The organism is Candidatus Poribacteria bacterium (assembly GCA_026706025.1).
Taxonomy (GTDB): Bacteria; Poribacteria; WGA-4E; order WGA-4E; family WGA-3G; genus WGA-3G.
Map to the genome: position 1 here is coordinate 84,182 of JAPOZO010000089.1, position 15,473 is coordinate 99,654.

Here is a 15,473-nt window from a genome sequence, read left to right on the forward strand (position 1 = left end):
TTTCCATGAAGGAGAACAAAACTATATCCTATGAAAAATCCGATAAACTCAGATTACTAACCCTTAGGATTCCCGATGAAAGTGTATCAGGACCGGAGGAGATGCATAAGACATCTAAGCGACGAGGTTAGATTTCACTTCACTAATTTTAAAATAACACAAAAAACGGTAAATGTCAAATTTATTTTAACATTATTTTGATAGTATTTGACAATCCACCTATAATATGCTATCGTATTAAAAGCACTATGCTCCTAAAAACCCTATACCTCGGAAACCATTTTGACCAACGATCACGCAAAAGACCTCTTACGGCAATTACCCGCCATCGAAAAACTCCTGAACACACAGGAGATGCTCGACTTGCAAACCACCTACACGCGCCCGCTCGTCACAGAAGCACTGCGCGATGCTGTTGCTGACATCCGAAACGAAATCCTCAGCGGAAATCAGACACAACTCCCAGAACACACGGAATACGCCGAACGGACACTCCAGAAAATTGCGGCGAAAACAGTACCCCGCATGCGTCCCGTCGTTAATGCAACAGGCACGGTTACACATACCAACTTAGGCAGGTCTTTGCTAAGCGACGATGCCTGCGAAGCCATCCAGCAAGCCGCACAAAACTACGTTAACCTTGAATACGACATCGAAACAGGCAGCCGAGGACATCGGGACAGGATCACCGAACCGCTCCTACAGCAATTGACAGGCTGTGAGGCTTCCACGATCGTCAATAACAACGCTGCTGCTGTGCTACTCGCACTTCAGACCGTGGCACGCGGTAAAGAGGTCATCGTCTCACGTGGAGAACTGATCGAAATCGGTGGCGCATTTCGTATCCCAGATGTTATGGCGGCAAGTGGTGCGATACTCCGAGAAGTCGGCACCACAAACCGAACCCATCTCCGAGATTACGCCGAGGCTATCAATGAGAACACAGGACTATTGCTCAAAGTACATCCGAGCAACTACAAAATCCTCGGTTTCACATCAACCCCGACAATGGAAGAAATAACGGAACTCGGTACACAGCAAGGCATCCCCACAATGGAAGACCTCGGCAGCGGCGCACTTATTGATATGACAGCCTATGGACTTCCCCATGAACCCCTTGTCGGCGAACGCATCGAAAGTGGTGTCGATATTGTTACCTTCAGCGGCGACAAGCTGCTCGGTGGACCACAAGCAGGCATTATCGTCGGTAAAGCAGAATGGATCGAAAAGATGCGTAAAAACCCGATGATGCGGGCACTTCGGGTCGATAAACTCATCATTGCCGGTCTATCTGCAACATTGCAACGCTATCTCATTGACAGCACCACCGCCGCCGAACAATTTCCGATGCTCAACCGCTACACCCGCCCTATAGAGACACTCCACGCTGTCGCAGAAAAACTTAAAGCGCAACTCCGAGACATCTTGGTGGAGACAGTCAACATTCAGATCTCGGAAACCTACGGTCAGATCGGGAGTGGTGCGCTTCCAGTTGAAACACTACCGAGTGTCGCGCTTGTTCTTGAACCTTCAGAGACATCCGCTGAAACACTCGCTGCACAGTTCAGAAACGCCACAATCCCTATCATCGGTAGAATCAAAGACGGCCTTTTTTGGCTGGATCTCCGTACAGTTTATGAAAGAGAACAGGCGTGGATCGTTGAAGCCGCGACACAAATAGCCAAAATGCCATGAAGATTGCCGACATCCTTCTCATCTGCATCGTCTGTGTGAGTATATCCGCCTGCGCGCAGCGCGATGAAGGTTCACCCACCACCGAACACGCAACTGAAATCGTTTCTGAGATCGACGGTGCCACAATGGTCTTGATTCCGGCAGGTACGTTTCAGATGGGATCCACGATCGGGGATAGTGACGAACAACCGGTGCATACTGTTACCCTCAACGCATTTTACATGGACCAGTATGAAGTAACGAACGCACGTTACCAAAAATTTGTCGAAAGTACAGGCTACCCTCAACCACCACTGTCGCATAACCCGCGGTTCAATGCCCCGGACACACCTGTCGTCCATGTAAAATGGCGTGATGTTGCCGCCTATGCTGCATGGGCAAATAAACGGTTACCCACTGAAGCAGAATGGGAATACGCCGCACGCGGAAATCTGACTGGAAAATTATACCCGAATGGTGATATAATTACACATACAGACGCGAATTTCGGCGGCACAGGTGGAACAGATAGATGGAAGTGGGCGGCACCCGTCGGCAGTTTCCCGCCAAACGGCTATAACTTATACGACATGGTAGGGAATGCCTGGGAATGGTGTTTCGACGAATACAACGGCGAATTCTACAGTCAGAGTCCAGAAAATAATCCGCGTTTCGGCAGAGAAATCGCACCAGATAACGAAAATTTCCGGATCCTACGCGGTGGCGGCTGGGGCGGGAGTCCTGAGGACCTTCGTGTCGCAGATCGGTGGTACCATCTCTCATCTGGCAGTACCATCGGCTTTCGTTGTGTAAAGGACATACCGTAGAAGAAAAAGGAAAAATAATACCATCTCTGGTTATATATTTCCCACTTGTAGCACAAACTTTTAGTTGGTGTCGGGCGGCACCACAATCCATAACAAACTTGTAACGAGACATCAATGTTTAGAATAGCATAAGAAAACATGCAATTAACCCAATTTTGTTGAAGCACATCAGAAACCCTGAAGAATCGGAGCGAAAACCCAATCGCTAAAAATATGGCAGTTTCAGTTCAATTAACGCATGTCACAAAAGCATTTGACACAACGATCGCAGTCAATGACGTGAGCCTGAATATTGAGAAGGGCGAATTCTTCTTCCTTCTCGGCCCGTCCGGATGCGGTAAATCAACCTTTCTGCGTATCGTCGCTGGGTTCTACAAACCCGACACCGGCGAATTACGGTTTGACGACACTGTTGTGAACAACGTACCGCCGCATCAACGTAATACAGGGATGGTATTCCAAAACTATGCCCTCTGGCCCCACATGTCCGTCGCCGAAAATATCGAATACGGACTCACACTCCGCAAACTCGGCAAATCGGAACGGGACGAAAAGATTACGCGCGCCTTAGAAATGGTGCAGATGGTAGACTATCACGACCGCGCAGTCAACACACTTTCAGGCGGACAACAGCAGCGCATTGCACTCGCCCGCGCCCTTGTCATTGAACCGAGCGTTCTCCTTCTTGATGAACCGATTAGCAACCTTGATGCCGCACTCCGACAACAGATGCGCGACGAAATCAAACAGATCCACGATCGAACGAACATCACAATGTTCTATGTTACACACGACCAAGTCGATGCGCTCTCTATGGCGGACCGGATGGCAATCATGCAGGACGGCGTTGTCATTCAGGTCGGTACACCGCGCGAGGTGTATCAGTTCCCAAAGAACGCTTTTGTGGCAAGTTTCGTCGGGGAAACCAACTTTATCTCTGGTAAAGTCCAGCAGACATCGAACGGGAGTGCAACAATCGAAACACCTGTCGGAACACTTCACTCCAAAACTGTTTATCACGACTTAAGCGAGGGAACACCGGTGCAGTGCTCAATTCGTCCGGAAGCACTCATCGTTGGCAACAACGAGAATAACCACACCGAAAACACGATAACAGCGAAGATTACCGCAGTCAACTACTTAGGCAGGATAGAAGAATACCAACTGGTAGCCGCAGATGTCCCGCTCAAAGCCGTGCATTATAACCCCGGTATCGAGACAAAAAAACCCGGAGACACTGTGCAAATCAAAATATCCGCAGAAACAATTATCCCACTACCCAATTAAAAGTAATAGGCACGCGCCGACGTGCCGTAAACAAAATCACTGCAAGAGATGAAAGAAAATGAGATTAACACCAAGTCAACAAGAGGCCCTCAACATAAATAAACACGTCTGCGTAACCGCGGGTGCTGGATCTGGAAAAACTACCGTGTTGGTTGAACGTTACCTCAAAATTCTACGAGAGGGTAACGCCACGCCGCGGGAAATTGTTGCTATCACTTTCACAGATAAAGCCGCAGCGGAGATGAAGGATCGCGTCATCAAACGCTTGTCCGCTCAACAAGGAAATGAAGACTCAGAAGAGAGCAATTCCCTTCAACATTTTCGTGACGAGATGAACTCGGCACATATCTCAACTATCCACGCCTTCTGCTCAAGCATCCTAAAAGAATTTCCTTTCCAAGCCGACGTACCGGCTAACTTCAGTATTACATCCGGTATTGATCAGAAACTCTTACTGCAGAGAACTCTGAAGAAAACGCTCAAAGACATTGCTACAAATCTTGGTGATCCACATCGCGAAGAACTCACTCGTCTCCTACAACGCTACGGAGGACAGCAAAAACTGGTGGATTTCTTTTCCACGATGATAAATCAACGTGATGTAGTAGCACAACTCATGCGGGAAATCTATGATAACCGAAGCGAGACAGAAATACGCGAAAACTTACAACAGCAGATTCTCGAACAATTGATGCCATCAATTGACGTTCCCGAATTCGTCCGATGCTTAAATGTTGTTCTACAGGTAGCGACAGGCAAACGTAAAAAGATAGTTAGTAGTTTGACCCAGCAATTAGAACCACTATCTGCGCAAAGCCCAAACTCGCTTGAAGTGCTGAATTTGCTTAAGGAAATTGCGTATTTGATTGTCACCGAAAAAAATAGCATTGCGAAAAGAGATTTTATAGGACTCAAGGTTGAGATAATAAGTATTGAGACCGAGATCAATTTTTTGGTATCGGCTGCGAAGAAGATTAAAGATACGCCTTCTCTCGGAACGGACGATAATTTTCTGCTTAGTACAACTCGCGACCTACTTACACTATACACCCGAATCCTCAATGACTACGAAACAGCAAAGCTCTCCCAAGGTGCGCTTGATTTTAACGACCTGCAGCTAAAAACCCGTGACTTGCTCTGCAACAACAAAGATATCCAGAAGGCATTGATCAAACGACACAAATACTATATGGTAGACGAATACCAAGATACAAATGAATTGCAGCACGAATTGGTAATGCTCCTGACAAACCAACTCAAAGACGCGAACCTCTTTATCGTGGGGGACCCGAAACAGAGTATCTATGGGTTCCGCGGTGCTGATGTCCGTGTCTTTGAGAAAATAAAGCAAAAAATCATTGACATAGGTGGCGAGGATATCTCCCTCACAGAGAATTTTCGTTCCCTGCGTGATGCCGTCGGATTCGTCAATTATTTTTTCTATACCTTGATGAAAGACGGGACTCAAACTGAATTTGAGGTGGCGTATGAAGCCCTTACCCAAGCCCGACCTGTCCCCTCAAACGGCGGCATTGAAATCCTCCTTGGAAAACAGGGTGAGAAAGCAGTAAACGAATATGCCCTCATCGCACAGCACATCCAAAATATGAAAACAAACAGAAAAATCGTGTGGGTGCGCGGCGATAATGGAGAGGAATTGGAACGTCCAATTGCGCATGGCGATATTGCAATTCTCATTCGTAGCAGAACACATCTTCCTGACCTCGAGCACGCCCTACTTGAAGCAGACATCCCTTATCTCACCACAGGTGGTGTCGGTTTCTATCAACGTCAGGAAATCTATGATATCTGGAACTATCTCAATTTCCTTAACGAACCGGTAAAAAATCAGGTTTCTCTCGCCGCCGTACTTCGCGGTCCCGCTTTCGGTATCTCTGACACCGAACTCTACGAAATTTCATTACAAGTCGAAGAAAGTCTCTGGAACAAAGCACAGCAGTACCAAAGACCTACCAACCACCTCAGCACGGCAATAGATATTTTAAGAAAGCATTGTGAGTTTGCACATCGCATGCCTGTAAACCGACTCATCGGAACAATCGTTAATGAAACAGGATTGATCGGAACATTGAAAATTGGGCGACAAGCGGAACAACGTTGGGCGAACTATCAAAAACTCTTAGAACTTGCCAGAAACTTTGACGGAGATGAGAACAAACAAGCTCTTCCAGACTTCATCGAATTTCTGAATATCTTAATTACAGAGGAACCCCTGGAGGGGCAGGCACCTATCGAGGCAAGTACCGGCGCAGTCCGAATTATGACGATCCACGCCGCCAAGGGGCTTCAATTCCCGATCGTTATAATACCAGGGCTCGACCGAGGTGGACAAACAGACAGAGAACCTTTTATTGATGAGGTATTCGGTATCGGCTTTAGTCCGCTTAATCCAGATGAAGGGTACAAGAAAACCGGACCGGAAATCATTACCCACATGAAAAATCGGTCAAGTGAGAAAGATACCGCTGAAAAGAAACGATTGTTTTATGTCGCTGCAACACGCGCTCAGGATAGGCTTATTTTGTCGGGGACCCTCTCAGACAAAGACCAACCGCAGCAAATGCTCGAATGGCTCCACACATACCTCGAAATCAATAAAGAAAACGACTTATTGAATCTGGATATTGAACAGGATGTATTCGTAGATGACCGTACAAGTCGTCAACGCTTTCAACTTCAAATTCCAATTTCCCGGGTACCTGCAGACATTGCTCCGGCGGCTGAGGTTACCGATGAAATAGCCCCCGTCGAATTCCCAGAGGATCTGCCATCAATGCCAGAACCAAACGGGACTTTTTCGTCTTTCACTGTCGCTGAACTTGCTAACTACGCCCGTTGTCCACTGCGGTATCAGTTGGAAAATGTATTACAAATCCCGACAGATGCGCAAGACGTAGCAGGTTTGGATAAAACCGAGTTTACCGATGCGATACACCGCACCCTCGCGCGAATAAGACGACCATCAGATGTGCCAAATCTCGACACGATTATTAACCAAGTCGCTGAGAATTATCTTCAAGAAACGAGCAAATTAACAACGGCACTTCACACATCTGCTAATAATTTCATTAACTCGCAACTTGGAGAAACCGCGCTCTCGGCATCCAAAAACCATACCAATCAGCAGGTCCACGCGGATATTGAAGGACATATTATTAGTGGCAGGTTTGATAGACTCTTTAAAGATGAAACTGGGTGCTGGCAGGTAATCAATTATGAAACCGGTAATGGTCAGGCATCAGACGCAGATCATCCAGAAATGGAACTTTATAGCCTACTTCTGCATCGACGTTACCCAGAACAACCGACACTAACGATAAATATCTTCTTTTCTGAACAGGACCAATGTATACAGAGGCATTTCAACGTATCAGAATTGCAGGAAACTACCGAAGAGTGGCAGAAAAAAATTTCGGCACTGCAGCGGGGCATTTATAATAAAAATACAGATCATTGCTGTTCTTGCCCCTACGCAGATCCGAACGGACAATGTATAATTACTGAATCACAAGGAGAAAAGCAATGAAAAAATTAACACCAATCATCGCAATTATTACGTTTGCCTGCTTTTCAATAGGGATATGGCAACCCAGCTTTGCAGGCACATGGCGCGACGATTTTGAAGATAAAGACACCCGCGAATGGGAAATCTTTAATATCGACCGAAAGGTTGAAAAGTGGTGGGTCAGTGAAGGTGAAGCCGTCGGCGAAATCTTCTTACCCGGCTTCATGAGCCTCTGGATAACAGGCGAACTCTCATGGAAACACTACTCCGTCTCCTGTCGCGCAAAGCTCGTGGAAGACAAAGATGAACCCCCAACCATCGGACTGACACTCCACGATAGAGGCGAAGAGGATAGCCGCTACCTCTTTTTTATCGATTATATTTTTGGCACCGTCCGAATTGTAAAGGCAGTTCAAGACGATTGGAACATCATTACCTACCAATTTGAAGCAGAAATCGATACGTGGTACGATCTGACCGCCACTATCTATGAAGATGGCACACTCGAATTTAAAATTGGCGATGAGGTATTTACCGCCCTTGACGAAGACCTCTTAAAAGGTGGACAAGCCGGTCTTGTTGTCGCAGATGGACGCGCACACTTTGATGATGTCGAAATCACAGGTGCAAATATCCCCAATGGGGGTCCCGGAAAACCACGTCCCGTGGAACCGCGAACCAAACTCGCTACCACATGGGGAAAAATTAAGAAAATGGAACGACAATGACGCTTTATCCACTTTGAAATTAAGCGTAAACTCAGTCCAACCTTCAAAGTCAAACTTGATGAAACAATAAAGGAAAACACCATGATTAAAAAATGTCTCATTGCCGGACTTGTCGTTTGTAGTATCGCTTTGAACCAATTCGCACTTGCAGGCACTTGGAAAGATAGTTTTGAGGACAACGACATGTCCGAATGGAAAATCGTTGATGATTGGGAAAATGCAGCAGGAAAGTGGTGGGTTGATAAAGGTGAAGCTGTCGCGGAATCATTGGGCGAATCAAGTTTTGCTATGTGGCTGACGGGTGAATCTACATGGGAATACTACACTGTGTCCTGTCGAGCGAAATTAGTGAAAAGTAAAAAGGAACCTGCGACTTTCGGGATCGTGATGCATGCTAACAATAATGAGTTACTTGATGGACTACTTGATGAGCATTATTATTTTCGTGTCATTGGGGACTTTAACTTTATTAGTATCAGGAAATTCCGTCCATTTCCAGCCGGACCGGTCACACTCGGAGAATTTGATTTTGAAGTAAAAACAGATAGATGGTACCAACTCACTGCCATCACTCGTAGAAACGGTAAAATTGAATTCTATATCGATAAAAAATTGTTCACCGTATTCGATGCCAACCCCCTGGAAGCAGGGCAAACTGGGGTGGGCGTTTCAAATGCAGAAGTCCGCTTCGATGACGTTGAAATCACAGGTCAGAACATTGATGATGGGGGTCCGGGAAACACCACACTCTCCGTCAAACCGCAAGCTAAACTCACAACTACGTGGGGACATCTGAAAAATAATTGACGAAGGGTACACATACGAAAAATGGAGACCAAACACACAATAGGCATCGGCATTATCGGCATGGGATGGATGGGGATGACCCACGCCCGCGCATATCGCCAGATTGCTGACCGGTTCCACGACGCTCCGCTCCATCCGAAACTCATTATCTGTGCAGATGACGTTGTTGAGCGCACAACCGAGGCAAAATCACGTTTCGGATTTGAACGCACAACTACCGATTTCCGAGATGTCATTGCAGACAAAGACGTACAGCTCGTCAACATCGCCGCGCCAAACAACATGCATCTTGAGATAGGTGAGGCAGCCACCGCAGCCGGAAAACACATTTTCTGTGAGAAACCAGTTGGACGGAATCCATCCGAAACGAAGGCGATCTATGCCGCCGCGCGTCGCGCAGGTGTCCTGACGTGTGTCGGTTATAACTACAGATGGGCACCCGTCGTCCAATACGCACAACAACTGATTTCAGACGGCAAACTCGGCAAACTCACCCATTATCGTGGCAGATTTTTCGCTGGCTACGCAAGCCATCCGCAAGCCGTGCTTTCGTGGCGGTTTCAGAAAGAGATAGCCGGATTGGGAACACTGGGGGACCTGCTTTCTCACGTTATTGACATGGCACATTTTATCGTCGGCGGTATTGATAGCGTCATCGCACAACAAGAGACATTTATCCCAGAACGTCCCGTAGTAACAGCAGGCACCGGTACCCACTTCACGCTCGGTGGAGATGGCGAAACGGAAGCCGTTACGAACGAAGACTATGTCGGTGCACTCGTCCGGTTTGAAAATGGTGTCAGAGGCACACTGGAAGCATGTCGGATTATTAACGGTCCCAAATGCGAGATGGCGTTTGAGGTAAACGGCACAGCCGGAGCCTTGCGTTGGAACTTCGAGCAGATGAATGAACTTGAGGTGTCCCTACCTGCTGAAGACGGTTTCCCAGACGGATATACGCGCATATTGAGCGGTCCGAGCCATCCGTTCCATAGCGATTTCAACCCCGGTCCCGGTGTCGGATTAGGCTACGACGACTTGAAAACAATCGAGGCTCATCAGTTCCTACAAGCTATTCACGCAGGACAACAAGGCAACCCAAGTTTCCGAGAAGCCGCTGCTGTCGCCGATGTGCAAACTGCTATTCAAACCTCATGGGAGGAAGATCGTTGGATCTCCGTGTAAAAATCAAACAAACGCTCCTTCTCTGCTACTGCTGCCTGCTCTTTTCCTTTAACGCTGGCGCACAAAACCTACCCCAATTCACCGACATCACAGAGGCAGCAGGCATCAATTTCGTCCACAATACCGGTGCTTTCGGTAAGAAATACCTCCCCGAAACAATGGGTTCAGGTTGCGCCTTTATCGACTACGACACCGACGGATGGCAGGATATCCTCCTCGTCAATGGAAAAGATTGGGAAGGCAATCCAACTGGAAAGCAGCAGACGATGGCACTCTACCGAAATAACCGTGATGGCACCTTCACCGATGTCACTAAGACCGCAGGGCTCGCTATACCGCTTTACGGCATGGGTGCTGCCGTCGCCGATTATGACAACGATGGCGACTCAGACATCTATATCAGCTGCCTTGAAACCGATCGGCTCTTTCAAAATCGTGGTGATGGCACTTTCATTGACACCACAAAGGCAGCTGGCATCCATAACCCCGGCTTCGGTACGAGTTGCGCATGGTTCGATTACAACAATGACGGACACCTCGATCTCTACGTCGCAAACTACGTCGAATGGAGCAGAGAGACCGATCTGTTCTGTACGCTCGATGGCATCAATAAATCCTATTGCACCCCTGAATCCTACCAAGGACAGGCAAGCAAACTCTTCAGGAATCGAGGGGACGGGACATTCGCTGATGTCTCGCGCATCGCACGGATTGAGGACAACAACAGTAAATCACTCGGCGTTTGTATCTTCGATTACAATGCCGACGGACTGCCCGACATCTTCGAGGCGAACGACACACAACCGAACAAACTCTACCAAAACAACGGTGACGGTACCTTCATCGAAAGCGGGATGCTCACTGGGATTGCCTATAACGAAAGTGGTGTCGCGACCGGCGCAATGGGCGTTGATGCCGCCGATTATGATCGTATCGGCAGGGAAAGCCTCGTCATCGGTAACTTCTCTAACGAGATGCTCAATCTTTATCACAATGATGGCGACTTTTTCATCGACGAGGCACCTGCCGCACATATTGGAAACACAACGCTATTGACACTCACCTTTGCATGCTTCTTCTTCGACTTCGATCTCGACGGCAACCTCGACATCTTCACCGCTAACGGACATGTCGAAAACGACATCAACACCATCCAGAATCAGGTCACCTACGCACAACCCCCCCACCTGTTTCATAACAACTCGCAAGGCAAATTCACTGACGTACGCAACAAAGTCGGCACCGACTTGGCAAAACCGATGGTCGGGCGAGGCGCAGCCTACGGCGACATCGACAACGACGGCGATTGGGATTTACTCGTTACCACCTCCAACGGACCGGTGCATCTCTTCCGAAACGACGGCGGCAACCGCAAGGCGTGGATTAAGATACAACTTGTCGGCAAAACGAGCAACCGAGACGGCATCGGCGCACAGATTCGTATTACCTCGGCGTTAGGAACACAGACGCGAACCGTCAAAAGCGGCTCCAGCTACTGCTCACAGAGCGAACTCGCTGCCATCTTCGGCATAAACGGGGACCCCATTATCGAGACAATTGAAGTCCTATGGCCCAGCGGTACCATCAGCACACGCAAGAATATCAAACCGAACCAACAGATTCGCATTGAGGAAGTTTCACCGTAAGCATTTTTCTAATCCACTTTCCACAGAAAACACTATAGAAGAAGCACCATGAAACTCTTATTTTTTAAGTCGTCCCCATAGCGTCGCAAGTTTTCCTTCTGCTTCAACTGCAAATGTGCCATCGGTCCGCGCACCATTTTTACCCATTAAATGGTAGGCATTGCCCGATGTATCTGAGAACGCCCGTGTTCCGCTCGCTTCATCAAAATGCCACAACGCAATCGTCTTTGCGTCATCCTTGAACTTTGTACGCGGCGTGAAATCGCGTTTGGCGGTATTGTAACGCGCAACCGTTGAGATGCGGACTTCATCAATATAGCCCGAAAAATGACCCCAAAAATGACCGCCGTGCCAATCAGACGCAATTTTCTCTCCAAATCCACCGATTGTAAAATCCCGTGGATGTTTGGCGTGTGAGAGGTCGGCTGCGAGAATTGTTCTTCCCTGTGAGATGCGCACGACATCGTTAATGATGAGCACCCTCTGTACCCCTTCCGCCTGAAAGACGACGTGATGCCATTGATTCAGGAATAAAGAAAAAGGCGGTACCATGCCAAACGCCACTCCACGCAAAGGATGAAGGTGCGTTGCACTCATGAGTCTTAAACCTAAGTTGGGCCCATGGTTCCAGACATACATCCGCACCTGTTGGCTGAGAATCAGGGGATGTGTATCTCGGTTAGGCTGCGTAGTTAGATATATCCACGCTTCAAAGGTGAATTCATCTGTGCCTTCCGGCAAGAGGATACCGAAGGTCTCAAAGTCCAAAATGGCGTGGTCGTCCACCCCATCAAGAACTAAATAGTTCCCACCCGCAGGTGAAGGCGGTGGAATCGCTTCAGTACGTATCGGAATTAAAACAAGCAGAAAAAGGTAAGCAAAAATTGACAGATTTCGTAGATTTTTCATCTTTGTAGGTTTCCTTCTCAAATCTTTCTATGAATCTCAAAACGATTCTGACTTGACTTGACCCCATGTCGTTGTTAAAGAAGTGTCGGGACGAATCTCAAGATTACCAATACCTCTACTATCAACCACAGTAGCACCATTCATACCGATGAGCGTCTTCCCATTCCCAGACGTATCTTCAAACCGATCTGCACCCTCCTTATCATTAAAATTCCAGAGTGCTAACGTGTGTTCGTCATTCAAAAAACGAGGTGGTGGATCAAACGGATTGTGGCCCTGCGCGGCGCAATCATACCGAGCGATATTTGAAAACCTGATCGCATCAATTTCGCCTTGAAAACTACTCACTTGGTATAACAACCCACCGTTAGGACCCACAAACTTATCCTCACCATATCCGCCTACGACGAAATCTTGAACTCTTTCAGGTCTACGGATATGCAATCTCACCCTGTCCACACGAGGAAGTCTCCAGCCTTGACTAATTCGGTTGTTGGTCGCATGACAAAGCGTGCCGTTCTTGAAAATGATTGCTATATAGTTCCATTGATCCTTCTGGAGTGGACTATCAGTTCCGGCAAGTCCGTGAGCTGTGTCTCCTGCAAGATATGCATGCCGATAACTGCAAAGTTGATTCTGTCCGAGTATACACTTCTCTCTTGCCTGCAACCCGATGGAAACTTGCTGATTCAGAATAAGGTCTCTATCTTTTTCCTTGGGTTCAGCTTTCGGATAGAACCATATTTCAACAGTAAATGCATGGGTGCCTTCAGGGAAAATATGTCCATGTTCCGCAAAAGGGAGTATTGCATAGTCATCCTCACCATCCAACATCAAAACACCCCCGGAAGGCTCAAAAGAAAATACAGGCATAACTAATAAACTCAACAACAATACCGCACTGAGTACACTTAGTAGGAACTTAAAGTTAATATACATCAGAAACCCTCCTTCTTAGGTTAAACATTAAAGTCCCTACCGCAAATGTATACAGCAGGGTTCTTTGTTTAGCGATCCCGCTTAATATCTGCCCAAGTTGTTGTCGCCTTTCCTGTAGGATCAACTGGAAGGCCACCAGCAATCTCCCTAAAGAAACCTTTCTGGTCCTTCGATTTATCAGGATAGATTTTGCAGACATTGTGCGTGTTATCGTCAAAATGTAAATTGAGATAGGCAGCTCCGCCAGTTTCGCCACACCGGTAAAGAACGACATTAGCACCTTTTTCCAGTTTGACTTCAATGTTATAATTAACGACCTGCGCGCCGCCTGTCCAAGTTGGATTGTTATACCACTTATTCCCATTAATCCAGATTTGGGCATGGTCATCGTGTGCTGGCGACATCACCGCCTTTATATCTTTCGGCGCAGCAACGACACATATAGCGTAGGTATCAATATTATCAGTGGGTCCCTCTCGGTTCATATTGTTTTGGCTCGCGGGATCCAGTTCAAAAACTGTCCAATCTCGAGTACCACCGTGGTCACGGTCCCATGCCATCTTAAGAGTCTGGGTCTTCTTTAAGCCTTTAAGGGTTGAGAGTGACTGCTGTGTGAGTTTACCTTTGGTGCCTTCCTCAATAAGGTCTATTCTACTTGAATTTTGGAAACCTTCATTGTTTTCATAATTTCCGTCGGGGCCGTACCACTTGGTAATCCAGTTTTTGTTATCAGCGTGGGATTCGCTCAACGCGCCTGCGTCGAGATCTTTGAACCAATCTGCTTCTTTTAAAGGCCCGTCGTCAATATTAACTTTTCCCTGCGCAAATGCCAAGTGTGAAGTTCCAACAACCAACGTAAAAACAACGACTATCGTAAGTATCAGTGGGTAAAACCTTTTCATTAAAATTTGCCTCCTTATAGACAATGAAAAACGCGAAAGCAGATTTTGGAAATCCGCGTGTTACATCAGAAAGTCAAGTAGGGGTGTTTTGCTTGGGTGTTTCTTATAGGTTACCCAACCCTTACAATCTAATTTCAGTTAATCCGAAAACGGAATGTCTCTGGATTCCAACTTGATTTGCCCCCATGTCGTGGTTATAGAAGTGTTCGCAGGATTGACAGCAAGCACCCGACTGGTAGCAGCACCGTTCATGCCGATTAAGGTATACCCATTCCCTGATTCATCTTCAAACCGATCTGCACCCTCCTCCTCATTGAAATCCCAGAATGCCAACGTGTGCGCATCACTCTCGAAACGGTGCGGCGGATCAAACGGCGAGGTCCCCACCTCGACGGGTAAATCATACCGGGCGATGTTTGAAAACCTTATCGCATCAATTTCGCCATGAAAGTAAGGTATATGTTGGACTAATTCTTTTTTAGCAAAACCGCCCACACAGAAATGTTTAAACCATTCAGGGAAACCCAGATCCTCAACTATGACGTTCAGACGGTCATCTTTCTGTGTTTGAAAGATTTGATCGTTGTATGCCACATACAACGTGCTGTCCTTGAAAATGACTGCCAGATAGTTCCATTGATCCTTTTTGATGGGAACACTCATGTGGCTGGGACCGTGCGCTCCTCCGCCTTCAAGATATGCTGTACCATAGGCACACACTTCACCCTTCTCACTGACCGGAAGTCTCCTACACTTATTATCTCTCTGCAATCCGAAGCGAACTTGCTGACTTAGAATAATATTTGACTTTCCTAACTCTGGTTCAGATTTCGGATAGAACCATACCTCAACAGTAAATTCATCGGTCCCTCTTGGAAAAATATAACCGTGTTCAGCAAATGGTAGTATCGCATAGTCATCCTCGCCATCAAGCATCAAAACACCACCTGAAGGCTGAAAAGAAAATACAGGTATAACTAATAAACCGAGCAATAATACCACACTGGATAGCAATTTAAAGTTAATAAACATCAAAAATCTTC

Annotated in this window: 12 protein-coding genes; 8 read left to right on the forward strand and 4 right to left on the reverse strand. The window is 47.1% G+C overall.

Annotated features, from left to right (window positions below; all coding sequences use genetic code 11):
* The first annotated feature begins 282 nt into the window (after positions 1-282).
* From selA to OXH00_23215, 8 genes are all read left to right on the forward strand, one after another.
* Positions 283-1,695 carry an L-seryl-tRNA(Sec) selenium transferase gene (gene selA / locus OXH00_23180; protein ID MCY3743929.1) on the forward strand — a complete coding sequence of 471 codons (1,413 nt, stop codon included), beginning with the start codon at positions 283-285 and terminating at the stop codon, positions 1,693-1,695.
* Positions 1,692-2,501 (forward strand): formylglycine-generating enzyme family protein, encoded by an 810-nt coding sequence (locus OXH00_23185; protein ID MCY3743930.1) that lies wholly within the window; start codon positions 1,692-1,694, stop codon positions 2,499-2,501. The genes selA and OXH00_23185 overlap by 4 nt, the downstream gene beginning before the upstream one ends.
* 213 nt (positions 2,502-2,714) lie before the next feature.
* A complete protein-coding gene (locus OXH00_23190) occupies positions 2,715-3,788 on the forward strand; it encodes an ABC transporter ATP-binding protein (protein MCY3743931.1) in 1,074 nt (357 codons plus the stop codon).
* A gap of 58 nt (positions 3,789-3,846) precedes the next feature.
* A complete protein-coding gene (locus OXH00_23195) occupies positions 3,847-7,335 on the forward strand; it encodes a UvrD-helicase domain-containing protein (GenBank protein ID MCY3743932.1) in 3,489 nt (1,162 codons plus the stop codon).
* Positions 7,332-8,042 carry a hypothetical protein gene (locus OXH00_23200; protein MCY3743933.1) on the forward strand — a complete coding sequence of 237 codons (711 nt, stop codon included), beginning with the start codon at positions 7,332-7,334 and terminating at the stop codon, positions 8,040-8,042. Before OXH00_23195 ends, OXH00_23200 begins: the two co-directional genes overlap by 4 nt.
* 81 nt (positions 8,043-8,123) lie before the next feature.
* Positions 8,124-8,849: a hypothetical protein gene (locus OXH00_23205; protein MCY3743934.1), complete on the forward strand. Its 726-nt coding sequence runs from the start codon at positions 8,124-8,126 to the stop codon at positions 8,847-8,849.
* A 21-nt stretch (positions 8,850-8,870) separates the two neighbouring features.
* The gene (locus tag OXH00_23210) at positions 8,871-10,034 is read left to right on the forward strand and encodes a Gfo/Idh/MocA family oxidoreductase (protein MCY3743935.1); all 1,164 of its coding nucleotides are present in this window, start codon (positions 8,871-8,873) and stop codon (positions 10,032-10,034) included.
* Positions 10,019-11,680, forward strand: a complete 1,662-nt coding sequence (locus OXH00_23215) for a CRTAC1 family protein (GenBank protein MCY3743936.1) — start codon at positions 10,019-10,021, stop codon at positions 11,678-11,680. The genes OXH00_23210 and OXH00_23215 overlap by 16 nt, the downstream gene beginning before the upstream one ends.
* A 57-nt stretch (positions 11,681-11,737) precedes the next feature.
* Here the strand turns inward: OXH00_23215 and OXH00_23220 are convergent, their stop codons facing one another.
* From OXH00_23220 to OXH00_23235, 4 genes are all read right to left on the reverse strand, one after another.
* Positions 11,738-12,589 carry a hypothetical protein gene (locus OXH00_23220; GenBank protein ID MCY3743937.1) on the reverse strand — a complete coding sequence of 284 codons (852 nt, stop codon included), beginning with the start codon at positions 12,587-12,589 and terminating at the stop codon, positions 11,738-11,740.
* Between the two features lie 36 nt (positions 12,590-12,625).
* Positions 12,626-13,528, reverse strand: a complete 903-nt coding sequence (locus OXH00_23225) for a hypothetical protein (protein ID MCY3743938.1) — start codon at positions 13,526-13,528, stop codon at positions 12,626-12,628.
* A gap of 68 nt (positions 13,529-13,596) precedes the next feature.
* Complete coding sequence (locus OXH00_23230; GenBank protein ID MCY3743939.1) at positions 13,597-14,430, reverse strand: hypothetical protein; 834 nt, start codon at positions 14,428-14,430, stop codon at positions 13,597-13,599.
* 138 nt (positions 14,431-14,568) lie between these two features.
* Entirely contained in the window at positions 14,569-15,462 is an 894-nt protein-coding gene (locus OXH00_23235) for a hypothetical protein (GenBank protein MCY3743940.1), read from the reverse strand.
* Between the last annotated feature and the right edge of the window lie 11 nt (positions 15,463-15,473).

Excerpts from the sequence above, each read along its gene's own strand:
- OXH00_23205 (MCY3743934.1), top strand. The coding sequence starts at position 8,124 with ATGATTAAAAAATGTCTCATTGCCGGACTTGTCGTTTGTAGTATCGCT.
- OXH00_23235 (MCY3743940.1), bottom strand. The coding sequence starts at position 15,462 with ATGTTTATTAACTTTAAATTGCTATCCAGTGTGGTATTATTGCTCGGT.
- OXH00_23200 (MCY3743933.1), top strand. The coding sequence starts at position 7,332 with ATGAAAAAATTAACACCAATCATCGCAATTATTACGTTTGCCTGCTTT.
- OXH00_23190 (MCY3743931.1), top strand. The coding sequence starts at position 2,715 with ATGGCAGTTTCAGTTCAATTAACGCATGTCACAAAAGCATTTGACACA.
- OXH00_23210 (MCY3743935.1), top strand. The coding sequence starts at position 8,871 with ATGGAGACCAAACACACAATAGGCATCGGCATTATCGGCATGGGATGG.
- OXH00_23225 (MCY3743938.1), bottom strand. The coding sequence starts at position 13,528 with ATGTATATTAACTTTAAGTTCCTACTAAGTGTACTCAGTGCGGTATTG.
- OXH00_23185 (MCY3743930.1), top strand. The coding sequence starts at position 1,692 with ATGAAGATTGCCGACATCCTTCTCATCTGCATCGTCTGTGTGAGTATA.
- OXH00_23220 (MCY3743937.1), bottom strand. The coding sequence starts at position 12,589 with ATGAAAAATCTACGAAATCTGTCAATTTTTGCTTACCTTTTTCTGCTT.
- OXH00_23195 (MCY3743932.1), top strand. The coding sequence starts at position 3,847 with ATGAGATTAACACCAAGTCAACAAGAGGCCCTCAACATAAATAAACAC.
- OXH00_23230 (MCY3743939.1), bottom strand. The coding sequence starts at position 14,430 with ATGAAAAGGTTTTACCCACTGATACTTACGATAGTCGTTGTTTTTACG.